General features: G+C 62.2%; 24 protein-coding genes. 11 read left to right on the plus strand and 13 right to left on the minus strand.

Going from position 1 to position 22,653, the window contains the following annotated elements:
- Nucleotides 1-83 precede the first annotated feature (83 nt).
- Entirely contained in the window at nucleotides 84-1,004 is a 921-nt protein-coding gene (locus EJD88_RS05435; RefSeq protein ID WP_158877112.1) for a ParB/Srx family N-terminal domain-containing protein, read from the minus strand.
- Between the two features lie 101 nt (nucleotides 1,005-1,105).
- Between EJD88_RS05435 and EJD88_RS05440 the strand changes: the two genes are divergently transcribed.
- The 3 genes from EJD88_RS05440 to EJD88_RS05450 all read left to right on the plus strand — a co-directional run bounded on the left by EJD88_RS05440 (nucleotide 1,106) and on the right by EJD88_RS05450 (nucleotide 2,462).
- Nucleotides 1,106-1,480, plus strand: coding sequence for a YajD family HNH nuclease (locus EJD88_RS05440; RefSeq protein ID WP_003210675.1), 375 nt, complete (start codon nucleotides 1,106-1,108; stop codon nucleotides 1,478-1,480).
- Between the two features lie 96 nt (nucleotides 1,481-1,576).
- Nucleotides 1,577-2,044 carry an RNA methyltransferase gene (locus EJD88_RS05445; protein ID WP_003189607.1) on the plus strand — a complete coding sequence of 156 codons (468 nt, stop codon included), beginning with the start codon at nucleotides 1,577-1,579 and terminating at the stop codon, nucleotides 2,042-2,044.
- 67 nt (nucleotides 2,045-2,111) lie between these two features.
- A complete protein-coding gene (locus EJD88_RS05450; RefSeq protein ID WP_099587454.1) occupies nucleotides 2,112-2,462 on the plus strand; it encodes a DUF2892 domain-containing protein in 351 nt (116 codons plus the stop codon).
- Nucleotides 2,463-2,522: 60 nt separating this feature from the next.
- Here EJD88_RS05450 and EJD88_RS05455 read toward each other — a convergent pair whose 3' ends face one another.
- Nucleotides 2,523-3,743 (minus strand): hypothetical protein, encoded by a 1,221-nt coding sequence (locus tag EJD88_RS05455; protein WP_158877114.1) that lies wholly within the window; start codon nucleotides 3,741-3,743, stop codon nucleotides 2,523-2,525.
- Between the two features lie 13 nt (nucleotides 3,744-3,756).
- Nucleotides 3,757-4,206, minus strand: a complete 450-nt coding sequence (locus tag EJD88_RS05460; protein WP_158877116.1) for a YcgN family cysteine cluster protein — start codon at nucleotides 4,204-4,206, stop codon at nucleotides 3,757-3,759.
- Nucleotides 4,207-4,359: 153 nt separating this feature from the next.
- On the opposite strand from EJD88_RS05460, the gene EJD88_RS05465 reads away from it, so the two are divergent.
- Entirely contained in the window at nucleotides 4,360-4,944 is a 585-nt protein-coding gene (locus EJD88_RS05465; RefSeq protein ID WP_158877118.1) for a nitroreductase family protein, read from the plus strand.
- A 47-nt stretch (nucleotides 4,945-4,991) separates the two neighbouring features.
- Here the strand turns inward: EJD88_RS05465 and EJD88_RS05470 are convergent, their stop codons facing one another.
- From EJD88_RS05470 to EJD88_RS05490, 5 genes are all read right to left on the minus strand, one after another.
- Nucleotides 4,992-5,924 (minus strand): D-2-hydroxyacid dehydrogenase, encoded by a 933-nt coding sequence (locus EJD88_RS05470; RefSeq protein WP_099587457.1) that lies wholly within the window; start codon nucleotides 5,922-5,924, stop codon nucleotides 4,992-4,994.
- A 107-nt stretch (nucleotides 5,925-6,031) separates the two neighbouring features.
- Nucleotides 6,032-6,325 (minus strand): YcgL domain-containing protein, encoded by a 294-nt coding sequence (locus EJD88_RS05475; RefSeq protein ID WP_099587458.1) that lies wholly within the window; start codon nucleotides 6,323-6,325, stop codon nucleotides 6,032-6,034.
- Nucleotides 6,322-7,455: a ribonuclease D gene (gene rnd, locus EJD88_RS05480; protein ID WP_099587459.1), complete on the minus strand. Its 1,134-nt coding sequence runs from the start codon at nucleotides 7,453-7,455 to the stop codon at nucleotides 6,322-6,324. The genes EJD88_RS05475 and rnd overlap by 4 nt, the downstream gene beginning before the upstream one ends.
- A gap of 122 nt (nucleotides 7,456-7,577) precedes the next feature.
- Nucleotides 7,578-8,177 carry a class I SAM-dependent methyltransferase gene (locus tag EJD88_RS05485; protein ID WP_099587460.1) on the minus strand — a complete coding sequence of 200 codons (600 nt, stop codon included), beginning with the start codon at nucleotides 8,175-8,177 and terminating at the stop codon, nucleotides 7,578-7,580.
- 101 nt (nucleotides 8,178-8,278) lie between these two features.
- Nucleotides 8,279-9,649 carry a glutamine synthetase family protein gene (locus EJD88_RS05490; protein ID WP_158877120.1) on the minus strand — a complete coding sequence of 457 codons (1,371 nt, stop codon included), beginning with the start codon at nucleotides 9,647-9,649 and terminating at the stop codon, nucleotides 8,279-8,281.
- Nucleotides 9,650-9,993: 344 nt separating this feature from the next.
- Between EJD88_RS05490 and EJD88_RS05495 the strand changes: the two genes are divergently transcribed.
- Nucleotides 9,994-10,767, plus strand: a complete 774-nt coding sequence (locus EJD88_RS05495; protein ID WP_099587462.1) for a transporter substrate-binding domain-containing protein — start codon at nucleotides 9,994-9,996, stop codon at nucleotides 10,765-10,767.
- A 48-nt stretch (nucleotides 10,768-10,815) separates the two neighbouring features.
- On the plus strand, nucleotides 10,816-11,655 hold the full coding sequence (locus tag EJD88_RS05500; protein WP_158877122.1) for a cache domain-containing protein: 840 nt from the start codon (nucleotides 10,816-10,818) through the stop codon (nucleotides 11,653-11,655).
- 71 nt (nucleotides 11,656-11,726) lie between these two features.
- On the opposite strand, the gene EJD88_RS05505 is transcribed toward EJD88_RS05500, so the two are convergent.
- Both EJD88_RS05505 and pobA read right to left on the minus strand, forming a co-directional pair.
- The gene (locus tag EJD88_RS05505) at nucleotides 11,727-13,244 is read right to left on the minus strand and encodes an MDR family MFS transporter (RefSeq protein WP_099587464.1); all 1,518 of its coding nucleotides are present in this window, start codon (nucleotides 13,242-13,244) and stop codon (nucleotides 11,727-11,729) included.
- A 66-nt stretch (nucleotides 13,245-13,310) separates the two neighbouring features.
- Nucleotides 13,311-14,495, minus strand: coding sequence for a 4-hydroxybenzoate 3-monooxygenase (gene pobA / locus EJD88_RS05510; RefSeq protein ID WP_177411607.1), 1,185 nt, complete (start codon nucleotides 14,493-14,495; stop codon nucleotides 13,311-13,313).
- Between the two features lie 189 nt (nucleotides 14,496-14,684).
- Here pobA and EJD88_RS05515 point away from each other — a divergent pair, with 189 nt between their 5' ends.
- Complete coding sequence (locus EJD88_RS05515) at nucleotides 14,685-15,563, plus strand: helix-turn-helix domain-containing protein (protein WP_099587466.1); 879 nt, start codon at nucleotides 14,685-14,687, stop codon at nucleotides 15,561-15,563.
- On the opposite strand, the gene EJD88_RS26980 is transcribed toward EJD88_RS05515, so the two are convergent.
- Nucleotides 15,556-15,732 carry a hypothetical protein gene (locus tag EJD88_RS26980; protein ID WP_177411513.1) on the minus strand — a complete coding sequence of 59 codons (177 nt, stop codon included), beginning with the start codon at nucleotides 15,730-15,732 and terminating at the stop codon, nucleotides 15,556-15,558. The genes EJD88_RS05515 and EJD88_RS26980 overlap by 8 nt on opposite strands.
- Before the next feature lie 100 nt (nucleotides 15,733-15,832).
- A complete protein-coding gene (locus tag EJD88_RS05520) occupies nucleotides 15,833-16,738 on the minus strand; it encodes a LysR family transcriptional regulator (RefSeq protein ID WP_158877124.1) in 906 nt (301 codons plus the stop codon).
- A 107-nt stretch (nucleotides 16,739-16,845) separates the two neighbouring features.
- Here EJD88_RS05520 and EJD88_RS05525 point away from each other — a divergent pair, with 107 nt between their 5' ends.
- Nucleotides 16,846-17,712, plus strand: a complete 867-nt coding sequence (locus tag EJD88_RS05525; protein ID WP_158877126.1) for an MBL fold metallo-hydrolase — start codon at nucleotides 16,846-16,848, stop codon at nucleotides 17,710-17,712.
- 34 nt (nucleotides 17,713-17,746) lie between these two features.
- Entirely contained in the window at nucleotides 17,747-18,361 is a 615-nt protein-coding gene (locus tag EJD88_RS05530; RefSeq protein WP_158877128.1) for an NAD(P)-dependent oxidoreductase, read from the plus strand.
- Between the two features lie 69 nt (nucleotides 18,362-18,430).
- Here EJD88_RS05530 and EJD88_RS05535 read toward each other — a convergent pair whose 3' ends face one another.
- Entirely contained in the window at nucleotides 18,431-19,309 is an 879-nt protein-coding gene (locus EJD88_RS05535; protein ID WP_158877130.1) for a LysR substrate-binding domain-containing protein, read from the minus strand.
- A gap of 110 nt (nucleotides 19,310-19,419) precedes the next feature.
- Here EJD88_RS05535 and EJD88_RS05540 point away from each other — a divergent pair, with 110 nt between their 5' ends.
- Both EJD88_RS05540 and EJD88_RS05545 read left to right on the plus strand, forming a co-directional pair.
- A complete protein-coding gene (locus EJD88_RS05540) occupies nucleotides 19,420-21,045 on the plus strand; it encodes a 5-guanidino-2-oxopentanoate decarboxylase (protein ID WP_158877132.1) in 1,626 nt (541 codons plus the stop codon).
- Nucleotides 21,042-22,484, plus strand: a complete 1,443-nt coding sequence (locus EJD88_RS05545; protein WP_158877134.1) for an aldehyde dehydrogenase family protein — start codon at nucleotides 21,042-21,044, stop codon at nucleotides 22,482-22,484. Before EJD88_RS05540 ends, EJD88_RS05545 begins: the two co-directional genes overlap by 4 nt.
- Nucleotides 22,485-22,653 lie beyond the last annotated feature (169 nt).

The raw sequence follows: 22,653 nt of genomic DNA on the forward strand, positions 1-22,653 counted from the left end.
ATGCGTCCCCGACAGCGTAAATCTAATGTGGGAGGGACGGTGCGACGATTCGACTTGCCCCCTCCCACATTTTTGATCCCTGGTCAGTTGTGGGATTTGCGGTAGTCGATGACATACGGCACTTTTTTATCGAAGGTCTTTTCCAGCTCATCGCGATCCAGTTTGCTCATGCCGCCCAGTTGCTGCGCAGTGAAACCGCTGTCCCCGACCTGTGAGCCGGGCGCCAGGCTGACCATGCGCTTGGCCACCGCTTCGATAGCGGCCTTGTAGCCGCCTTTTTTATTCAGGTCGTACTGGCCCAGATCAATCTGCGTGCGCAGCCAGTTGCCCCAATAGAACTCCAGAAATTCCGGTGCGACCTTCCCCACGTCCGGCTTGCCGTAGGCAGCCTTGCGGGTGAAATACACCAGGCTGCGAAAGGTGTCGTCCTGCAGGTTCTTGAACCCCAGGTGGGCCGGCAGTTGCGCAGGCGGCAGGGTCTGGCCCTGATTGTCCTTGAGCCAGACCTTGCGGGCCGCTTCCATGCGCTGCCAGAAGGTCGCAAGGTCTGGGCTGCTGCTGAAATCGTCGGTCACCCTCACCCACATTTTCAATCGAGGGCCGGCCCCCGGCGTTTCCCACAGGGTGGTGAAGCTATGATGACCATCGGTCAGGTACAACTGGCCGCCGGGGCCGACCACCACGGTTTTCATATCGTCGGGGTGGGTGCCTACCGGGTCTTTGCAGGTGAAGCTGGTGGGCTGGAGCAGCTTGGCGTTCTTGGGCACCTTGTCGGCCTCGCCCTGACCGTTGGTCTCGCAGTATTCATCGAAGGCTTTGGTAGGTTTGTCGGCAAACAACCCGAGGCTGTAATAGATCTGATCTAAGCCCACTACGGCCTGGGTCGGGTGCAACTGTTCGAGGGCGACCTCGATCACCTGGCCCGGCTGAGGTGTGGAGAACGCCTGGGCGTGAGCCGCCAGGGCGCCGAAGAGCAGTGCAACTGTCCATGTGTGCCAACGCATAGGTTTCAGATCCTTGTGAAATGAATGAACCGATACTACAAACGCCCGCCGACGGCTAGAATCAACGCTATCCGTGACCCACAAAATAGCCAGGAGCCATCATGAGCTCGACCAACCCGCCCTCCCACACTGCCAAGCTGGACCGCATCCTGGCCGATGCCCAGCGCGACCGGGAAATGGGCTACCGCGACAAAGCCCTCAAAATGTACCCCCACGTGTGCGGCCGCTGCGCCCGTGAATTCGCCGGCAAGCGCCTGAGCGAACTCACCGTACACCACCGTAACCACAATCATGATGACAACCCCCAGGACGGCTCCAACTGGGAGTTGCTGTGCCTGTATTGCCACGACAACGAACACTCGCGCTACACCGACCAGCAGTACTTCGGCGAAGGCTCCACCAGCAGCCCGACGATTGCCAAGGCGACGCACAACCCGTTTGCGGCGTTGGCGGGGTTGATGAAGAAGGACGACTGAAAGCTGTAAGTTGGGAGCTGCAAGAAAAAGCCGCCCTGCTTTTAACTTGCAGCTCGTAGCTTGCCGCTATAATGCTGCCTTTTTAAAGGCACTCCCGTGGGCAATAAACGCTACAGCTGCATCGGCCTGTATAACCCCAAATCCCCCGAAAACGTCGGCTCGGTCATGCGTGCCGCCGGCTGCTACGGCGTGGCCTCGGTGTTCTACACCGGCGTGCGTTACGAGCGCGCCCGGGACTTCATTACCGACACCAAGAAGGTCCATCACGACATTCCGCTGATCGGCATCGATGACCTGAAAAAAATCCTGCCCCTGGGCTGCATCCCGGTCGCCGTGGAACTGGTGGAAGGCGCCCGCCCGCTGCCCGAGTACACCCACCCCGACCGCGCCCTGTATATCTTCGGCCCGGAAGACGGTTCGCTGGATAAAGAGATTCGTGACTGGTGCGAAGACGTGGTCTACATCCCGACCACCGGCTGCATGAACCTCGCCGCGACGGTCAACGTGGTGCTTTATGACCGCCTGGCCAAGGGCAACAACACCCGTTCGGGCCCCAAGTACTGATTTTTTGGGAACATCCGACGCCCGCCAGCAGTCAGCTACTTACACTTGCCCTTGTTGGAGACAGATCATGAGCGACAGCAAAAACGTGCGACCTATCATCGAACACACGCCGTTCCAGACTCAGCCCACGCAAAACGTGCACGGCTGGGAGCGCATCGGCTCGGTGGCCGGTGGCGTGATGATGGTGGGCAAAGGCCTGCGCCGTGGCGGGATTTTCGGTTTGATTCAGGTGGCGATTGGCGGTGTGGCACTGGCCCGTGGTTTTACCGGGCACAGCTCGCTCAAGGACAAGCTGGAACAGGGTCGTCAGGAAATGAACAGCCTGCGCACCAAGGTCGAGCGTGCCGGGGCAGAGCTGAAGAACCTGAAGACCAAAGCTGAAGTGGCGGCTGAGAAGGCCGTTAAAACCACTGGTTAGATTCAAATGTGGGAGGCGGCAAGTCCCCTCCCACATTTTGTTTCGTGCATGACGGGGACTTCAGCGCAGTAACTTGCTGTCCAGCACCACCGACGACTCGCCAATGATGCTTTCGGCCAGTTGCACAAACTCTTTCGTCGTAATGCTATTGGCCCGCATCACTGCCTGCGCAAGGTCGTCGAGCGAGCGCTTGTTATGGGTTTTCACCCGAATCTCGCGGTCCAGCTCCTGCAATACCACCACTGCGCGCGCCACGGTTGCGCCGCTGACGTGCTCGCCGCGTAACGTCGTGACGTCCTTGCCTTCCTTGCTCAAGCGCACCTGTATTGCCTGATATCGCTCATCGGTGATCCCGCCGGCACGGCGCAGCAGTTCGATGGCGTAATACTCGCCAAACCCTTCGCTGATCCAGTCACTGGTGTCGTGATCGTTGAAGCGTGCAATCGCCTGCACCACCTCACGAATCAACGGGCTGCTGCCGTTTTCGCTGACCAGCGGCGTGCGGCTGTTGAGGTAGATCGAGTCATGGGCCGAGAACACGCCCCGGCGCATCGGGTCGCTGGCGCCCACCACCAACAGCTTCGCCGGATGACGCGGGAACGCAGCCTCGACCTGGGGCCAGACAAAGGTAAGCAACGTCAGCACATCCATGCGGCGCATGGCCTGGCCCTTGGGCGACGCTACGGTGACTTCGGTTTCGCCCAGGCGCACGCGGCGGCTGCCCAAGGTGCCGGCGAGCATCCAGCCGGTGGGCCGGTCGAACAGGCGGGAAACATTGTCGATGCGGAATTTGTGCTTGCCGATACGCGGCCAGGCGGTTTCGACGCTTTTCCAGCCGGCCGGCAGTTCGAACACCAGGCGCGAGACCAACTCGACGCCATCCTGCTGGTCGAGCCGCGCGGTCGGCACCAGGTCTTCGCCGCGAAACAGCGCCCAACTCGGGGTCATGCGCGCTTCATAGCTGCCCGGCTTGCGCGCTTGGGTGAGGTGCACGCGGTAGGTCAGGCTGGCCTTGTCGGCGCTGGGTTGCCACACGCCACGCTCGCCGCTGACCTGCCACTGGCCATCGGCCTTGAAGTCGCTGTAACTGCCGGTGCGGCCCAGGTCGAAGTCGAGGCTGCGCACCGCCGAGCCTTGTGACAGGCTCAGGCGCACTTCAGCCTGATCGCTCTGGGGCAGCAGTTTGACGTGATAATCCAGGTCGACTTTCCTGGCGCACCACGCAGGCACGCTCAGCGCCAGCAGCACCAGGCTTGCCGCCAGCTGGGTTGCCACCTTCATACACACTCCTTTTTCAGCCTGCGCGGAAGATCAGGTAATCCTCCCAGTCGTCTTCGAGCACGCTGCCTTCGCTGAGCATGCGCCCGGACTGGGAAATGCGTTCGTGGTGCACGGCGTCGCGGTCGCCGCAGACCAGGTGGTGCCACAGCGGCAAGTCCTTGCGCTCGCTGACCAGGCGGTAGCCACAGGTGGGCGGCAGCCATTTGAACTGGTCGGCCTGGCCTGGGGTGAGCTGGATACAGTCGGGCACCGAGGCGCGGCGGTTGGGGTAATCGGTGCACTGGCAGGTTTTGAGGTCGAGCAGTTTGCAGGCGATGCGCGTGTAATAGACGCTGTTGTCGTCTTCGTCCTCAAGCTTTTGCAGGCAGCACAGGCCACAGCCGTCGCACAACGATTCCCACTCCTCCTGGTCGAGGTGTTCGAGGGTTTTGCGTATCCAGAAAGGTTCGACTTTGGCGGCCATGGCTCAACATCAGTATCGGTAGGTGAAAAGGCCGCCAGTCTAGTGCCCAAGCCCCTTGGAACCAAGCGCTTACGACTGGCGGTGTAACAACACTTGTCAGTCTAGCGGGCGCGCAGTAGCTTTGAGCGCCGAATTGACGATCAGGAACCGCTCATGACACGTGTTGCCGACCATCCGATCCACACCCAGTTCACCGACCGCTGGTCGCCCCGCGCCTTTACCGGCGAGAGCATCTCGCAAGAGACCCTGCTGAGTTTCTTCGAAGCCGCCCGTTGGGCACCGTCGGCCTACAACTCGCAGCCGTGGCGGTTTCTCTACGCGCGCCGTGACACGCCGGACTGGGAACGTTTCCTGGGTCTGCTCAACGAGTTCAACCGCGGTTGGGCGCAGCATGCGTCGGCCCTGGTGATCATCGCCTCGAAAACCGACTTCGTCGCCCCCGGCGCCACCGAAGAAACCCCGGCGCTGTGGCACACCTTCGACACAGGCTCGGCCTGGGGCCACCTGGCGCTGCAAGCCAGCCTCAGCGGCTGGCACACCCACGGCATGGCCGGTTTCGACCAGGAGCTGACCCGCAAGGAACTGAAGATTCCAGAAGGCTATGCACTGCATGCCGCCGTGGCCGTTGGCAAGCTGGGAGACAAGTCGACCCTGCCGGAGTATCTGCAAGGTCGTGAAGCGCCAAGCCCGCGCAAGCCGCTGAGCGAGCTGGTATCGGAAGGTGACTTCAGCCTTTAAGACGGACGCTTTGCCACTGTGGGAGGGGCCAAGCCCGCTCCCACAGTTCAGTAACCCCGCTCGAAATCCACGGTTCCGCGCAGCGCTTCATTGGCCTTATAGGCCCGCAGGTTCTCCAGAAATAACTCCACCATCATCGGCGGCGACGTCGGCGCAGAGCTGTGCCCGGTCAACAGCAAACCCCAGGCGGTCCAGAACGGATGGCGCTGTGGCAGCGGTTCCTGGCGGCACACGTCGATCACGGCGCCGGCCAGGTGCCCTTCTTTCAGAGCTTCGACCAGATCAGCATCCACCACCGCCACACCGCGCCCGACATTGATGAACAAGCCGGTCGGTTTGAATTGTTTGAACAGCGCCGCGTCGTACAGATCGTGGGTGTTCGGCGTGTTGGGCAGCAGGTTGATCACGTAGTCCACTTCGCCCACCAGGCGCCCGAGCTGATCAAGCCCGGCCACTTCGATAAACGGCGCTTGCTCACGCTCAGTACTGGCAATGCCATACAGCTTGACGCCAAACGGCACCAGGAACTCGGCCACACTCTGGCCAATATCGCCGGTGCCCACGATCAATGCCTTGCGCCCCGCCAGGCTCTGGCCGGTGCGGCTGTCCCACTTGCGTTCGACCTGGCTGACCAGCCGCGCCAGCACTTCGCGCTCATGGCCGAGCATATACGTGAGGACAAACTCAGCCATGACCTGGCCATAAATGCCGACGGCGCGCGTCAGGCGGTAGTCGCGGGGCAAGCCTTCGGCCAGCAGGGGTGTGATACCGGCCCAGGTCGATTGCAGCCATTGGGGTTGGTGGCCCTGGCGCAGCAATGTCGCCAGCAGGTCCGGCTGGCCCAGCCAGACCGGGCAATCGGCGGCCAGGCGTGACAGTTCGGCCGAGTCGCCACTGGTGAGCACCTCAAGGTCCGGCGCCACATCGTTGAGCAGTTGGGCGTAGAGCGGGTGATCCTGTTCAGCAATCAGAACACGCATGGTTCAAACCTTTCAAAAACAATGCAGACGGCCGCCCGCATCCTTACGGCCACCGCCCACTAATACGATTCCATTGAAACATGTGCCCTGAAGCAGGCACTGACCGATTACATCGGGTCGTTGCGGCGCAGCAGCTCTTCGGGCAAGTGTTCGATGTACTCGTCCTCGGCCGGCGGCATTTGCAGGTGGTAGCCCTGTTTGTCGAGGTTTTCCAGGACCACCAGGATGTCTTCGCGCGACAGCTTGCGCTCCGGCGTCAGGATCATCTCGAACGCCAGATGGGCCTTGCCGAAGGCGGCCATCAACGGTTCCGGCACACGCTCAAGGGCATCGCTCTTGAGCACGTAGAGGTACATGCCGTCTTTTTTCAGGCTGCGGTAGATGGAGCAAATACGTTTCAAGGCTGTTCTCCGGCAGTGGCCAGGCTGTCGAGCAGCGCCTGGCCCATCAACTCGCGGCGCCAGCCACGCAGCGAGTCTGGCAATTTATAAGGCCCATCGGGGTAGCCGCTTTTAACCAGGGCTTCGAGGGTTTTCTTGCGCAGCATCAGTTCCGGCGCCATCTCCAGGCGTTCGGCGAACGTCTGGCCCAGGGCACGCAGTTGCTTGATCAGGTTGGCGGCGTCCACCGGCAGCGGTTCCGCCACGGCCGGCGGCCATTGGTCCATGGACACACTGCCGGCACGTTTGATCAGGTCCAGCAGGAACTGGCCATCCTGACGCACGGTGCGCGGGTGCATGTCTTCGATCTTGCCCAGGGCGGCGAGGTTATCCGGCTGGGATTTGGCCAGGGGCCACAACGAGTGCTCACGAACGATGCGGTTGCGCGGCAAGTCACGGGCGCGGGCTTGCTGTTCGCGCCAGGCGCACAGTTCACGCAGCACGGCGAGTTGGGCGCGAGACAGTTTCCACGCCAGCTTGGCGTCGCGGTACACCTCGTACGGGTCGACTTCGCGACGCAGGTTGGCCACCAGTTCGGCGCCGTCCTCCAGCACCCAGGCGTATTTATCGTCCGACAGTTGCGGACGCAGGCGAATGTAGACCTCGGCCAAGTGCACCGCGTCTTCGGCGGCATAGCTGACCTGGGTCTCGGACAATGGTCGCTGCAGCCAGTCCGAGCGGGTCTCGCCCTTGGGCAGATCGATGTCGAGCACGGCGTGGACCAGGCGCGAGTAGCCCATGGAGAAACCGAGATTCAGGTACGCGGCTGCCAATTGGGTGTCGAACAACGGCACCGGCAGGCTGCCGGTCAGGCGCAGCAGGACTTCGAGGTCTTCGCTGCAGGCGTGCACCACCTTGATCACCGCCGGGTTTTCCAGCAGGTCGGCCAAGGGTTGCCAGTTGTCGATGGTCAGGGGATCGATCAGGTAAGCGCGTACGCCATCACCGATCTGGATCAGCCCGGCAATGGGATAAAAGGTGTCGACCCGCATGAATTCGGTGTCGAGGGCGACGAATGGCAACTGCTGCCATTCGGCGCAATGCTGGCCGAGGCTATCGTTGTCGCAGATCCAGTGAATATCGATGGCCACACGGCTCTCCCTTGAAGAATGGCGCGCAGTATATATCGCGAAAGGGGCTAGCGAGCATCCGCAGTGCACTGGCAACCATGAAAACTCAGACAGGAGATGAAGAATAGCCCTACGGGACGGAGTTATCCTTTCTTACGCAGCACATAGACCCGCCACAGGTTTGAGCCTGGCATGAATTCCTGCTGGTTCAGGACTTTGAAGCCGGCCTGGCGAAACTCGTCGTCTACCGCAGTGCGTGAATTGACCGAGACAATCACCGTATCGCGGCTCACGCGGTGAAACTCGCGCAGCAACGCCAGGCGTCCCTCGCTGTTGGGCACATGGCGAAACAACTCCAGACAGAAGATGCAGTCCACCGCGTTCTCCGACAAACCGATGGAAAACGCCGAACCCTGAAAGGTCTTGACCCGCTTGAGCAGCGCCGCCGGGTGGTGGGTGCACGCGTGGTCGAGCATGTCCTGGGAATTGTCCGAGGCGAGGATCACCCGGTTGATGTGTTCGGCCAACACCGGCCAGAAACGCCCTGAACCGCAGGCCAGGTCAAGGATCAACCCCGGTTCGCCGGCAACCTTGAGCGCCTGGCGCACCAGCCACTCGTCACGCCACGACGCCAGCCGCCGACGCAGTCCCGGTGGGCGCGTGTCTGCGCAGACCTTGGCATGTTCAAGGCCGCAGCGCTCGGCGTATTCGATCTCGATGGAGGATGGTGGTTGTGGCGACATCACGGGCTCATTGGGGTTAAACAGGGGTGAACGACCTTGATTCGCAGCTTAACCAGCGCAACGTGAAAAAAAGGTCGAAGCGTCCACTCCCCTTCATCTACTCAGGCCTGATGCAGGTACCAACGCCAATCCTGCTCGCCCACCTCGCCCATGAACTGGCGATACTCCGCGCGTTTTACCGCCAGGTACACACCGAGGAATTCACTGCCAAACGCCTCTCTGGCCCAGCTTGAGCCTTCCAGCGCACGCAAGGTGGTGAGCCAATCGGTGGGCAGAAACTCCGTGGCCTGGGCGTAGCCGTTGCCTTCCACCGGCGCGCCGGGGTCGCGCTGTTCGCGGATCCCTCGGTGAATGCCGGCCAGGATCGCGGCAGCGGCCAGATAAGGGTTGGCGTCAGCGCCGCAGATGCGGTGTTCGATATGCCGCGAATGTGCCGAGCCACCGGGCACGCGCAGGCTGACGGTGCGGTTGTCCACGCCCCAGGTGACGGCCAGGGGCGCGTAGCTGTTGGTTTGGAAGCGGCGATAGGAGTTGGCGTTGGGGCAGAACATCAGCAGGGAATCGAGCAAGGTGCCGAGCATCCCGCCCACGGCCTGACGCAGCAGCGGCGTGCCGTCGGCCGCCTCGCTGGCGAACAGGTTATGGCCTTGGGCATCCGCCAGGCTGACGTGCATGTGCATGCCGGTGCCTGCCAGGTCGTCGAACGGCTTGGCCATGAAGCACGCCGTCATCCCGTGCTTGTGCGCCACGCCCTTGACCAGGCGCTTGTAGCGCACTGCTTCGTCCATGGCTTGCAGCGCGTCGGCGCGGTGTTCCAGGGTGATTTCCACTTGGCCGGGGGCGTATTCGGAGATGGCCGTGCGCGCCGGGATGCCTTGCAGCTTGCAGGCGCTGTAGAGGTCGGCGAGGAAGGGCTCGATCTGCTCCAGTTCGCGCAGGCCGTAGACCTGGGTCGAACGCGGGCGACCGCCATCCCTATCCCGCGCTGGTTGCGGGCGGCCGTGGCTGTCGGGCTTCTGGTCGAGCAGGTAGAACTCCAGCTCGGCCGCCATCACCGGGTAATAGCCATCGGCGTTGAGCCCATCGATGACCCTGGCCAGCACATGCCGGGGGTCGGCCACGGTGGCGGGCAGGCCTTCGGTGGGGTGCATGCTGACTTGCACCGCTGCGGTGGGGATCAGCCGCCATGGCATGCGCTGCAAACTGCCGCTGATGGGGTAGGCGCGGCAGTCGATATCACCCACCTCCCACACCAGGCCGGAGTTCTCGACATCATCGCCATTGATGGTCAGGCCGAGGATGGTGCTGGGCAATGGCCGGCCGCTTTCATACAGCGCCAGCAGTTCATCGCGGTGCAGCAACTTGCCACGCGGTACGCCGTTGTTGTCGAGGATAAACAGCTCGAACATCTCGATGTCCGGGTGCTGCTCAAGGTAAGAGTGGGCTTCGTGCGGGCTGGCGAAATCGCGCATAGGGTTTCTCATACGTTTGCTTCAGGCAGATGCGCACACAGGCGCGTCATCCATGGGGTAAATCAACGTAGGAGAAAGGCATCCGGCGGGCGCGCATGCCGACAATGGAACAGCGCCCAGAATGCCAGTATGGACGGCAGTGTCGCGAGGTGGGTGGCGGCGGAACCGTCCATGGGCGCATCACGGTGATGGAGATGCCCGCAGCCTCACACGCCGGGATAGGCGCGTAAATTCAGGGATGACGGAGTTTGGTTACGCGCCGGCTAAACATTCGCCACGCCTTGCCACCCTGCCCCGCGCTGGAAATAATGGCTGCCCCCACCCTGCCCCAAGGACTCGACCGCATGAAAGCACCCTTAGCCCTGTGTGTACTGGCGAGCCTGGCCACCAGCGCCCTGGCCGACACTGCCCCGTCACGCCTCGACGAGGTGCTCCAGCGCGGCACCCTCAGCGTATGCACCACCGGCGACTACACGCCCTACACCAAGCTGCGCGCTGATGGCACCTATGAAGGCATCGACATTGCCATGGCCGAGTCCCTGGCCAAGAGCCTCAACGCGAAGATCACCTGGGTGCCCACCACCTGGAAAACCCTGATGCCGGACTTCCTCGCGCAACGCTGCGATATCGCCGTCGGGGGGATTTCGGTGTCCCTGGAGCGTCAGAAAAAAGCCTTCTTCAGCCAGTCCCTTGGCGTCGACGGCAAGATTCCGCTGGTGCGCTGCGCCGATGTGCAGCGCTACCAGACTGTCGAGCAGATCAACCAGCCCCAGGTACGGGTGATCGAACCGGCAGGCGGCACCAATGAAGTGTTTGCCCGTGCCCACCTGGGCCAGGCGCAGATCCGCCTGCACGACAACGTGACCATCTTCGACGAACTGCTCGCTGGCAAGGCAGACGTCATGATCACCGATGCCAGCGAAGCCCGTTACCAGCAGAAGCAAAAGCCCGGCCTGTGTGCAGTCAATCCTGAGCGGCAGATGCAGTACAGCGAAAAAGCCTTTTTGCTGCCCCGCGATGACGTGGCCTGGAAAAGCTATGTCGACCAGTGGTTGCACCTGAGCGTCGCGACCGGTGTGTACCAAGGCATTGTCGACCAATGGTTGGCAGCGCCCTAGCCAAGGCCGTCTACGCTCTTGTCACATCAATAAAAACGAGGACGGACCATGAAGGGAATGCTCCGCGTCACCTGGCTGCTGCTGTTGTGTTTCAGCCAAGTGCACGCCGCCACAACTCAGGATGAGGACGCGCAGGCGGCCAAGGCCCTGCTGGAAAAAGCCCTGGCCTACTACCAGAGCAATGGCGACAAGGCCTTTGCCGCGTTCAGCCGCCAAGGGGAATTTATCGACCAGGACCGTTACGTGTTCGTGATCGATACCCAGGGCGTACTGCTGGCCAGCGGCGGTCCCTCCTCCGCGTTGATCGGCCGGGACGTCAACGAGGTACTGGGGCCGGACTTGCGCGAGTCGTTCAAGACCGCGCTCAAGACACCGCAAGGCCAGGGCATCCAGCAGGCGGATTATCGCTGGCAGAACTGGAACGACGGCAAGGTCGAGCACAAGCACGTGTTTTATCAGCGGGTGGGTGAACGCATCCTGGCCGTGGGCTATTACCTGCCACGGGCGACCCCGGAACAGGCCCGGGCCTTGCGCAACAAAGCGGTTAACGCGTTGCTCAAGGATGAAGCCGGTACGCTCAAGGCCATCAACTCATTGCAGGGCGGCTTCCTGCAGGATGATCTCTATGTGTTCGTGGTCGACCTGGACACCCAACGCTACGTGGCCCACGGCACCACCCTGCGGCTGATCAACACCGACTTCAGCAAGATCAAGGACCCGGACGGCAGACCGGTGGGGGAGCCGATCCTCAAGCTGATGGCGGAGCAGGATCAGGGAGAATACAAGTACCGCTGGAAAAACCCGGTGACGGACAAGGTCGAGAACAAGCATGCCTATGTGCGCAAGGCCGGGCATTTCATGGTTGCGGTGGGTTACTACAGCCCGTGATCTGGACGCGGATGCCTGAAATTGTGGGAGGGCGCTTGCTCCCTCCCACACGTTGATCTCTATCGCGCCAGTTACTTCGCTTTGTCTTCCCGCCCGCGCAGCACCCGATTCGGCATCGCAATCGCTGCCGCCAACCCCAGCAGCGACACCGCCGCACTGACCATCAGCAAATGCCTGAACGTCACCCCCAACTCCCCGCGCAGTGCATCCTGCGCCGGGCCTGGCGCGGCGTTCAGACCGTCGAGCAGCACATTGCCAGAACTGCCCTCGGCCACCAGCGCACCGCTGGCCAGATGCGCGAAGCTCGAATCCTGCAACAACGCCAGCAGCAGCGCCGACATGCACGCCACGCCCACCGCACCGCCAAGGGAACGGAACAGGTTGGTGGTGCTGGTGGCGACGCCGATGTCGCGCTGTTCCACCGAGTTTTGCGAGCCCACCAGGGAGGTGGGGAATTGCATCCCGGCGGCGATCCCGCACAGCAGCATGAACACACCGGTCAGCAGCACATCCTGGGGCGCACTGAAGGCCATGCCCAGGATTGCCAGCGGGCTTAACAGTGCGCCACTGAGAATCATCGGTTTATAGCGCCCGGTCACTGAGGTCATGCGCCCGGCGGAATACGCGCCAATCGGCAAGCCAATCGCCAGGGGCAACAAGTGCAAGGCCGCACTGTCGGCACCGCCTCCGGTTACGGTCTGAAAGCGCAGGGGCATCAGCACCGTCAGGGAAATCGCCTGGAAACTGGTGAAAAACACCGTGCACCAGCACAACACTGCGCTGCGGTTGACGAACAGGTGCATCGGCAGCAAAGGCTCCCGCGCACGGCGCTCGTGCCACACAAACAGCGTCAACGCCACCAGCGCGCAGGCCAGCAAGCCCAGCACCTCAGGGTCACGCCAATGATGGCCCTGGCCGATTTCGGTAATTCCCAGCAACAATGCGGTCAGGCCGACGATCATCAAGACGGTACCGAGGTAATCGATGATCGGCTTGCGCTGCGGCACCGGCAGCCCTACCAGCGTGCGATGCGCCACATACCAGGCGCCGGCGCCCAGCGGCAGGTTGATCAAGAACACCCAGCGCCACGACAGATACTCGGTCATGTAACCGCCCAACACCGGCCCGGCCACGCTGGCCACTGCGTACATGCTGCTGAAATAGCCCTGGTAGCGCCCACGCTCACGGGGCGGGATGATGTCGCCGATGATCGCCTGGCTCACCGAGATCATGCCGCCAGCACCGATGCCCTGCAGCACCCGCGCCAGCACCAGTTGCTCCATGTTTTGCGCCATGCCACAGAACAGCGATGCCACGGTAAACAAGCCCATGCCGATCAGCATCATCGGCCGGCGCCCGTACAGGTCGCCAAGCTTGCCGTAGATCGGCACCGCCACCGTCATTGCCACCATGTAGCCGGAGATCACCCAGGCCAGCAGGTTGACGTCGTGAAATTGCGCGGAGATAGCGGGCATGGACACGGCGACAATGGTCTGGTCCAAGGCGCCGAGGAAGATCGCCATCATCAACGAGGCGAGAATACTGCGCACCGCCGGGAGCGGTGGCGTAGGCTGATTGAGCTGAGTCACGACAGAACCTTCAAGCAAGGCCCGTAGGAAAAGACGGCCCACGGGAATGCTGAATACGATAGCAGGCTATTCGATAGCCTCGTAAGGAAGCCCGACGTAATTTTCTGCAATGGTTTTGCGCCCGGCTTCAGAGTGGATGAAGTACTCCAGTTCGCTCTGAGCGATGCGCTGGCTGAAGCCGTCCGCCTCCGGGAATTGATGCAGCATCGAGGTCATCCACCACGAAAACCGCTCGGCCTTCCACACCCGGCGCAGGCAAATGGCCGAATAGCGCTCCAGCAAATCCACGCGCCCCTCGCCATAGACCTTGAGCAGAATCCGGAACAAGGTGCTCACATCACTGGCCGCCAGGTTCAGGCCCTTGGCGCCGGTGGGCGGGACGATATGCGCGGCATCCCCGAGCAGGAACAGGCGCCCGTACTGCATCGGTTCCACCACAAAACTGCGCAGCGGCGCGATGCTTTTTTCAATCGATGGGCCGGTGACCAACTGCTCGGCCAGGCGGCTGGGCAGGCGCGTTTTCAATTCATCCCAAAAGCGTTCGTCCGACCATTCGTCCAACGGTTCTTCGGCAGGCACTTGCAGGTAATAACGGCTGCGGGTCGGCGAGCGCATGCTGCACAGGGCAAAGCCACGGGGGTGCTTGGCGTACACCAGTTCGTCGTGTACTGGCGGGGTGTCGGCGAGGATGCCCAGCCAGCCGAAGGGGTAGACGCGCTCAAAGATTTTCAGTGACTCAGCCGGGATCGACTGGCGCGCCACGCCGTGGAAACCATCACAGCCGGCGATGTAATCGCACTCCAGGCGGAACGCCTCGCCCTGGTGTTCGAAGGTCAGCCAGGGTCGATCAGTTTTAAGATCATGGGGCTGCACGTCACGTGCTTCGTAGAACGTGACGGCGCCGGCCGCGTCACGGGCGGCCATCAGGTCGCGGGTGACTTCGGTCTGGCCGTAGATCATCACCGATTGGCCACCGGTCAGGGCCTTGAGATCGATGTGGGTGAGATGCCCGTCCAGCGCCAACTCAAAGCCGTCATGCACCAGGCCTTCGGCATCCATGCGTTGGCTGACACCCGCTTGGCGCAACAGGTCGACCATGCCTTGCTCCAGCACCCCGGCGCGGATGCGGCCTTGCACATAATCGGCGCTCTGGCGCTCTAGGATAAGGGTCTCGATGCCGGCATTGTGCAGCAGCTGGCCGAGCAACAGTCCAGAAGGACCGGCGCCGATAATGGCGACTTGGGTTTTCAGCGTTTTCATTATTTTTATCGCCCGCAAGTTCCACTCGAACGGATCAAGTGAAAGAGTTGTCATTGATCTTATGGCTGACATTTTTCACTTGAGTGAACGCCATAAGAAGGTGAAAACTGCGACAAACCCTGCGCTTTTTGCCAATTTGGGCGATTACCGCACAACCGTCCTGAGTATCGGATTGAAACCATGACAGACACTGCGATTCCGGTCTTCAAGCTTTACGGGGAAAACCAGCAATGGCCGACCCCCGATTTGTTGCACTGCGAAACCATTTCCCGGCGCAGTCGGGAATACCAGTGGGAAATCCAACCCCACCGGCACGCGGATCTGTGCCAGCTGCTGTATGTGCACAAGGGCCAGGCCCAACTGGAAATCGAAGGCCAGCGCACCACGCTCAACGAAGCCACGCTGCAGGTATTGCCGCCGTTGTGCGTGCATGGCTTTCGTTTTGCCGAAGATGTCGAAGGGTATGTGGTGACACTCTCAGCGCCACTGGTGAGCCACTTGCAGGCACAACTGGGTGCCACGGCGGGCGGTTTGCAAACCTTGGGAAGTTACCCGGCCGGCAAGGACAGTGACTACCTCAACGCCCAATTCGCCCGCCTGCAGGACGAATACGCCGACGACCAACCGGCCCGGGACATGATGATGCACGCCCTGGTCAGCGTGCTGCTGGTGTGGGTCAGCCGCCAGGCCATCCAGCGCCGCCATCCGCGCGCGCCAAGGGGCCGCGAGTATTTCCGGCGGTTTACCCAATTGGTCGAACAGCACTATCGGGAACACCCGAAGATTGAGGATCTGGCCCACAAGCTGGGTATCTCGGTCTCACACTTGAATGGGACATGTCGGGAACTGGGTGGGCAGCCTGCGTTGCAGATCATGCATGACCGCCAATTGCTGGAGGCCAAGCGCCTGCTGACTTACACCAGCATGACCATCAATGAAATGTCGGAGGTGCTGGGGTTCTCCGACCCGACCAACTTCTCTCGGCTGTTTCGCCGACGGGTCGGGTTCTCACCCAAGGCGTTCCGCGAGCAACTCAAAGCCGAATCGCCGGCTACCTGAGCGCGCTGAAACTGCCGGTGTGGGGCACGCATTGGTCCTGATGGCAGCTGATCGCAAAGGTCGGCTGCATGCGGGTCTGTTCGACGCGGTAGGCGGCAGTCCCGTACAGCGCACTGGCCAAGGCGCAGAGCGTGACAATCATCAGGTATTTTCTGGTTTTAATGCTCATGGCACAGACCTCTGGACGGATCCACACGGTGCTGTTTAAAGCATAGGCCAGCCAGGGCGAGTTGCCATTATTGGACGACATTCAACAGGCTTATGTCGCCTTACAGACCGACGTCCCACGCCGGCTCTTCAGGGAATCTCAATACCAGGAAATCCAGCAGGCTGCGCAGCGCCGACGGCATGTGTTTGCGTGAGGCGTAGACCGCGTAGATATTCATCTGCCGAGGCTCGGCGTGGGGCAGCAGGCGCACCAGTTCGCCACGGCGGATGTGATCGCCGGCCTGGTAACTGGGCAGCATGGCCACCCCGGCGCCGGCCAGCGTCAGGCGTAACAGCGTGCTGGCCTCGTTGGCCGTGATATTGCCGTGCACTGGCACCGACACGTGCTCGCCATGCTCCTCGAAATGCCACAGGTTTTTGCCGAAGTACGAGTGGGTCAGGCAGTTGTGCCGGGCCAGGTCTTCGACTTTTTGCGGGGCCGGCTGCTCGCGCAGGTACGCCGGGGTGGCGCAGACCACCGAGCGACAGACCGTCAGGCGCCGTGCGATCAGGTTCGGGTCCAGGTCATTACTGGTGCGGATGGCCAGGTCGATGCGTTCATCCACCAGGTTCACCGTGCGGTCGAGCATCTGCAGGTCGACAGTGACCAAGGGGTAGCGCTTGACGTACTCGGCAATGGCCTCGGCCAATTGCGCCTGGCCGAACGAGGTGCTGACACTCAGGCGCAGCAGGCCACGGGGTGCGTCATCCGGTTCGCTGACGGCGGCCTGCATGTCGCCGCACAACTCCAGCAATTGTCGGCAGCGCGGCAGGGTTTCGCTGCCTGCCGCCGTGAGGCTGAGTTTGCGCGTAGTGCGGTGCATCAGACGCGCACCAACCCAGTCTTCCAGCTCGGCCAGGTAACGTGAGACGACCGGGCGCGACAGGTCCAGGTGGTCGGCGGCGGCAGACTGGCTGCCCAGGTCCACCACGGTGACAAACACGCGCATTGCTTGAAGACGATCCATGATTTGCCCGATTTCAGAAACAAACTATGTTCCAGCATCGCATTTTTAGTCCCGTTTGGTGCAACTAAGCTCTGTGCATCCTTTGAACCGATTGCTGGAGCTGTCCGATGTTCTCAACCCTCAAGCGCTTGACTCTGGCCACCGCCGCCCTGGCATTTGCCGCCCATGCGTCGGCGGCCGACCTGACCCTCGATGTGTACAACCCTGGCGAAGCGGCGATTTTCCCGGTGACCTCGGTGCTGGTCAGCGGCGCCAAAGACGCGATCCTGGTGGACGCACAATTCGGCAAAGGCCAAGCCGAGCAACTGGTACAGAAGATCCGCGCCAGCGGCAAACACCTGACCACCATCTACATCAGCCATGGCGACCCGGATTACTACTTCGGCCTCGACACCCTGACGGCTGCGTTCCCGGAGGCCAAAGTGCTCGCGCCGCAACCGGTGGTCGACCATATCAACGCCACCGTGGCCGGCAAACTTGAGTTCTGGGGCCCGAAAATGGGCGCCGACAAACCGGCTAAAACCATCGTGCCGCAGGTGCTGCAAGGCCACAGCCTGACGCTGGAAGGTAAGCAATTGGAGGTGATCGGCCTGGACGGCCCGCAGCCGGATCGCAGCTTTGTATGGATCCCGTCGATCAAGGCCGTGGTTGGTGGCGTCGTGGTCGCCGAAAACATTCACCTGTGGATGGCCGACACCCAGGGCGCGCAATCCCACAAGGACTGGCTGGCCACCCTGCAACGCATCGAAAACCTGAAACCGCGCACCGTGATTCCCGGTCACTACCTGGGTACGCCGTCCCTGGCTTCGGTCAAATTTACTGCTGACTACATCAAGGCCTTCGACGTAGAAACGGCCAAGGCCAAAGACTCCGCCGCCCTCATCGCAGCCATGAAAACGCGTTACCCCATCCTGGCCGACGAAAGCTCCCTGGAGCTGAGTGCAAAAGTCGCCAAGGGCGAAATGAAGTGGTGAAACCTCTCACACCTTAACCGTACTGGAGAACGTCATGAGCAAGATCGCAATCATTGGGGCCACAGGCCGTGCCGGCAGCCAATTGCTGGAAGAAGCGTTGCGTCGTGGGCACAGCGTCATCGCCATCGCGCGTAATACCGACAAGCTGGCAGCGCGCCCGAACGTCACCGTCAAACAAGTGGACGCGCTGGACGCCGATGCACTGCAACAGGCCATCAGCGGCAGCGACGTGGTGATCAGTGCCGCGCACTTCGCCACCCTGCCGGCCAGTGCCGTGATCGGGCCGGTGAAGAAGGCGGGTGTGAAACGCCTGCTGGTGGTAGGCGGCGCAGGTTCGCTATTGCTGCCCGGCGGCGGTCGTGTGATCGACAGCGAAGGCTTCCCGGCTGAGTACAAGGCAGAAGCCAGCGCAGGTGCTGAGTTCCTTGAGACCCTGCGCAAGGAACAAGCACTGGATTGGACATTCCTGTCGCCATCGGCCTTGTTCGATGGCACTGAGCGCACCGGTCAATTCCGCTTGGGCCAGGATGATTTGCTGGTGAGCAGCGAAGGTACAAGCGCGATCAGCTTCGCCGACTATGCCATCGCGATGATTGATGAGGTGGAAACACCGAAGCACTCGCGCCAGCGCTTCACCGTCGGTTACTGACACAACGCGGTCAAGAAATGTGGGAGGGGCGGTGCGACGATTCGACTTGCCCCCTCCCACATTTGCCTTTCAGTGTTCTGGAAATTGCGCCTGGCTCACCAACCAATCCATCAGCGCTTCAAGCCCGGTCGACGGCTTCGTCCCCGGCGGATACACCAGGTAATACCCCATCCCCGTCGACACCCGCAGTGCGAACGGCATGACCAACCGTCCCGCCTTCACGTCCTCGCCAATCAACGCGCTATCGCCAATCGCCACCCCCGAACCCTGGGAGGCCACCGTCATTGCCAAGTCCAGCGTTTCGAAATGATGACCCTGGCTCAGATTGCTCACATGGGTATTCGCCGCCTTCAACCATAACGCCCAATCCCGCTCATCCCGCGTGGGATGCAGCAGCACCTGTTGCTGCAAATCCTGCGGTGCGTGCAAGCCCGTCAGTAAACCCGGCGCGCAGACTGGCGTGAGTTGCTCGTCGAACAAATGCCGCGCCTCGGCGGACTGTTCGGCGATGGGTGCGTAGATCACCGCTGCGTCGAACTGCTCGCGGCGAAAATCCACGGTGTAGGCCACGGTGGTGGTGAGCTCCACCGGCACGTCCGGACGCTCCTTTTGCCACTGCATCAAGCGCGGCAGCAACCAGCGCATCACGCAGGTGGACGCCTTGAGCTGCAAGGTCTGGCGGCGATTGCCGATCTGCTCCACGGCGTCACCGAGCAAGCCAAACACCTGCTGCGCCCGCAGTGACCATTCGCGCCCCTCTTCGGTCAGGCTCAAGCCCCGCGCCTGACGCTGGAACAGGGCGTAACCCAAGTGGCTTTCCAGCCCGGCGATCTGCCGGCTCACCGCGCCCTGGGTAATGTGCAGTTGCTCGGCTGCGCGGGTGAAGTTGCAGCACTGGGCCGTGACCCAGAAGGTGTGCAGCGCGGGCAGCGGTGGAAGGCGTTTCATCGGGTTCAGCCATGACGTGAGGACATGGCTAGTATGACTTTTAATCGATTGTTGCCGCTATGGGCCAGCCGTTCCAATACCGCCTCGAATCCATAACAAGAGCGACCTGTATGGCGACCTGCGGCGAAGTGTTGGTCAAACTCCTCGAAGGCTACGGCGTGGACCAGGTGTTTGGCATCCCCGGCGTGCACACCGTGGAACTGTATCGTGGCCTGGCCCGTTCCAGCATCCGTCACGTCACCCCGCGCCACGAGCAAGGCGCCGGGTTCATGGCCGACGGCTATGCGCGTACCCGCGGCAAGCCCGGCGTGTGTTTCATCATCACCGGCCCCGGCATGACCAACATCACCACGGCCATGGGCCAGGCTTACGCCGACTCGATCCCGATGCTGGTGATTTCCAGCGTGCAATCACGCAGCCAGTTGGGCGGCGGGCGCGGCAAGTTGCATGAACTGCCGAACCAGAGCGCGATGATCGCGGGCGTGGCGGCGTTCTCCCATACCTTGATGTCGGCGGCGGAGTTGCCAGGTGTGCTGGCAAGGGCGTTTGCGCTGTTCCAGGCCGGTCGGCCGCGCCCGGTGCATATCGAGATCCCGTTGGATGTACTGGTGGAAAACGCCGACGCCCTGCTGGGCAGCAAGCCGATCAACGTGGCGCGTGCGGGTGCCGCACCTGCGGCGATCAAACAGATGGCTCAGTTACTGGCCTGCGCCAAGCGTCCGCTGATTCTCGCCGGAGGCGGCGCCATCGATGCCGCCTGCGCGTTGACCCGCCTCGCCGAAACCCTCGGCGCGCCAGTGGCGCTGACCATCAACGCCAAAGGCCTGCTGCCCGCCGCGCACCCGTTGCTGATCGGCTCGACCCAGACTTTGGTCGCCACCCGCGCATTGGTCGCCGAAGCCGACGTGGTGCTGGCCATCGGCACGGAGCTTGGGGAAACCGATTACGACGTGACCTTCGCTGGCGGCTTTGACATTCCCGGCGCGCTGCTGCGCATCGACATCGATCCCGACCAGACCGTGCGCAACTCCCCCCCTCACATTGCCTTGGTCGCCGATGCGCAAATCGCCGCCGAAGCCTTGCTCGCCGAGTTGGGCAGCACATCGTTACCGCCGCGCTGCAGCGACTGGGGCAGCGAGCGCGTCGCCCGTTTGTGGGCTGAACTGGCGCCCACCTGGGACACCGCGACCCGCGCGCAAACCCTGTTGCTCAACACGGTCCTGGAGACACTGCCCGGCGTCGTCATGGTCGGCGACTCTACCCAACCGGTGTACAGCGGCAACCTGACCCTCAACCTCGACCACCCGCGCCGCTGGTTCAACTCCTCCACCGGCTACGGCACCTTGGGATACGCTTTGCCCGCCGCCATCGGCGCCTGGCTGGGGCGCGGCGATGGGCAACCGGTGGTGTGCCTGATCGGCGACGGCGGCCTGCAGTTCAGCCTGCCGGAACTGGCCAGCGCGGTGGAAGCCCGCACGCCGATCATCGTGTTGCTGTGGAATAACCAGGGCTATGAGGAGATCAAGAAATACATGCTCAACCGCGCCATCGAGCCGGTCGGCTTAGACATCTACACGCCGGACTTTATCGGCGTGGCCAAGGCCCTGGGTTGCGCGGCTGAACGCATCCAGGGCGTCGGATCTTTGCACAGCGCACTGCTGGCCGCCGCTGAGCGCCAAGGGCCGACGCTGATTGAAATCGACCAGGGGCTTTGGATGAAGGAGGTCGCGGTATGAACGCAGTCATAAACGGTGTGTATATCGACGGCGAATGGCGTGCAGGCCATGACGTGCTGGAGGTGATCAACCCGGCGACCGAAACCCGCTTGGCCGAGGTCAGCGCAGGCGACAGTGTTGCCGTGACCCAGGCAGTGGACGCCGCCAGCCGGGCGTTTACCGAGTGGTCAAAAACCACCGGCCACGAACGCGGTGCCCTGTTGCGCAACATCGCCCAGGGCGTGCGCGAACAGCGCGAACCGTTGATGCACCTGCAGTCGCGCAACAACGGCAAGCCGCTGTTTGAGGCCGGCATCGATGTGGACGACGTGATTGCCACCTTCGAGTACTACGCAGCTGTCGCCGAGGACCTGGACGCCGGGCAAGACCGCCCGGTGGCGCTGCCCGGCGATGATTTCAGCGCTCGCCTGCGCCGTGAACCCTGTGGCGTGGTGGGGCTGATCGTGCCGTGGAATTTCCCCATGGTAACCACCGCCTGGAAACTCGCCCCCGCCCTCGCCGCCGGCTGCTGCGTGGTGCTTAAACCCTCGGAGGTCACGCCGCTGGCGGAGCTGCAATTGGCGCGGATCATCGCCGATTCCGGGCTGCCTGCCGGAGTGTTCAACCTGGTCTGCGGCACGGGCCTGGCGGTCGGCGCACCACTGGCAGCGGACCGTCGCGTGGCGAAGATTTCCTTCACCGGCAGCAATGCAGTGGGCGTGCAGGTGATGCAACGCGCCGCCGAAACCATCAAGGGCGTCAGCCTGGAACTGGGCGGAAAATCTTCGTTGCTGGTGCTGGCGGATGCTGATCTGGACTTGGCGGTAGAACTGGCGTGTGGCGGCGGATTTTTCAATGCCGGGCAAATGTGTTCCGCGACAAGTCGCGTACTGGTGGCCGACAGCCTGGCGGATGAATTCATGCAGCGCTTGCAGGTGCGGGCTGAAGGGATTCACGTGGCGGACCCGTTTGCCGAGGACGTGGAAATGGGCGCGCTCATCAACCGTGCGCAGTATCAACGGGTACAGGCGCATATCCAGCGTGGCATCGAGGACGGCGCGCGATTGCTGTGCGGCGGTGAACGTCCGGCGGATCTGGCGACAGGTTTTTTCATCCGCCCGACCGTGTTCACCGAGGTGCCGCTGGACAGCGCGTTATGGAACGAGGAAATCTTCGGCCCGGTGCTGTGTGTACGACGTTTCGCGACTGAGGATGAGGCGATTGCCCTGGCCAACGACAGCGATTTCGGCCTGGTGGCCAGTGTGGTCAGCGCCGACGCCGGGACCGCCGAACGCGTGGCGAATGCCTTGCAGGCCGGGCTGGTGTGGATCAACGCACCGCAAGTGATCTTCCCGCAGACCGCGTGGGGCGGCTACAAGCAGAGCAGCATCGGCCGCGAGTTGGGGCCGTGGGGGTTGGCGGCGTTCCAGGAGATCAAGCATGTGATTCGGTCTAATTGACACCGCTGCGACCCATGTGGGAGGGGGCTTGACCCCGATAGCCATAGGTATCTACACAACTTCCCGTGGATGCTGAATCTATGGCAACTGGGCTGTTGTGGTGAGCGGGCTTGTCCCGCGCTGGGCTGCGAAGCAGCCCCATCAAAGCCACCGCGTTTTTTCAGAAAAA

Source organism: Pseudomonas sp. PB105 (genome assembly GCF_009764655.1).
In the GTDB taxonomy this organism is placed as follows: domain Bacteria; phylum Pseudomonadota; class Gammaproteobacteria; order Pseudomonadales; family Pseudomonadaceae; genus Aquipseudomonas; species Aquipseudomonas cyclaminis.

What these genes read in the sequence shown, in the direction of transcription:
- EJD88_RS05515 (WP_099587466.1), top strand. Translation starts at nt 14,685, where the DNA reads ATGACAGACACTGCGATTCCGGTCTTCAAGCTTTACGGGGAAAACCAG.
- EJD88_RS05455 (WP_158877114.1), bottom strand. Translation starts at nt 3,743, where the DNA reads ATGAAGGTGGCAACCCAGCTGGCGGCAAGCCTGGTGCTGCTGGCGCTG.
- EJD88_RS05435 (WP_158877112.1), bottom strand. Translation starts at nt 1,004, where the DNA reads ATGCGTTGGCACACATGGACAGTTGCACTGCTCTTCGGCGCCCTGGCG.
- EJD88_RS05465 (WP_158877118.1), top strand. Translation starts at nt 4,360, where the DNA reads ATGACACGTGTTGCCGACCATCCGATCCACACCCAGTTCACCGACCGC.
- EJD88_RS05520 (WP_158877124.1), bottom strand. Translation starts at nt 16,738, where the DNA reads ATGGATCGTCTTCAAGCAATGCGCGTGTTTGTCACCGTGGTGGACCTG.
- EJD88_RS05495 (WP_099587462.1), top strand. Translation starts at nt 9,994, where the DNA reads ATGAAAGCACCCTTAGCCCTGTGTGTACTGGCGAGCCTGGCCACCAGC.
- EJD88_RS05485 (WP_099587460.1), bottom strand. Translation starts at nt 8,177, where the DNA reads ATGTCGCCACAACCACCATCCTCCATCGAGATCGAATACGCCGAGCGC.
- EJD88_RS05525 (WP_158877126.1), top strand. Translation starts at nt 16,846, where the DNA reads ATGTTCTCAACCCTCAAGCGCTTGACTCTGGCCACCGCCGCCCTGGCA.
- EJD88_RS05535 (WP_158877130.1), bottom strand. Translation starts at nt 19,309, where the DNA reads ATGAAACGCCTTCCACCGCTGCCCGCGCTGCACACCTTCTGGGTCACG.
- EJD88_RS05460 (WP_158877116.1), bottom strand. Translation starts at nt 4,206, where the DNA reads ATGGCCGCCAAAGTCGAACCTTTCTGGATACGCAAAACCCTCGAACAC.
- EJD88_RS26980 (WP_177411513.1), bottom strand. Translation starts at nt 15,732, where the DNA reads ATGAGCATTAAAACCAGAAAATACCTGATGATTGTCACGCTCTGCGCC.
- EJD88_RS05530 (WP_158877128.1), top strand. Translation starts at nt 17,747, where the DNA reads ATGAGCAAGATCGCAATCATTGGGGCCACAGGCCGTGCCGGCAGCCAA.
- EJD88_RS05500 (WP_158877122.1), top strand. Translation starts at nt 10,816, where the DNA reads ATGAAGGGAATGCTCCGCGTCACCTGGCTGCTGCTGTTGTGTTTCAGC.
- EJD88_RS05450 (WP_099587454.1), top strand. Translation starts at nt 2,112, where the DNA reads ATGAGCGACAGCAAAAACGTGCGACCTATCATCGAACACACGCCGTTC.
- EJD88_RS05440 (WP_003210675.1), top strand. Translation starts at nt 1,106, where the DNA reads ATGAGCTCGACCAACCCGCCCTCCCACACTGCCAAGCTGGACCGCATC.
- EJD88_RS05540 (WP_158877132.1), top strand. Translation starts at nt 19,420, where the DNA reads ATGGCGACCTGCGGCGAAGTGTTGGTCAAACTCCTCGAAGGCTACGGC.
- EJD88_RS05470 (WP_099587457.1), bottom strand. Translation starts at nt 5,924, where the DNA reads ATGCGTGTTCTGATTGCTGAACAGGATCACCCGCTCTACGCCCAACTG.
- EJD88_RS05545 (WP_158877134.1), top strand. Translation starts at nt 21,042, where the DNA reads ATGAACGCAGTCATAAACGGTGTGTATATCGACGGCGAATGGCGTGCA.
- EJD88_RS05490 (WP_158877120.1), bottom strand. Translation starts at nt 9,649, where the DNA reads ATGCGCGATTTCGCCAGCCCGCACGAAGCCCACTCTTACCTTGAGCAG.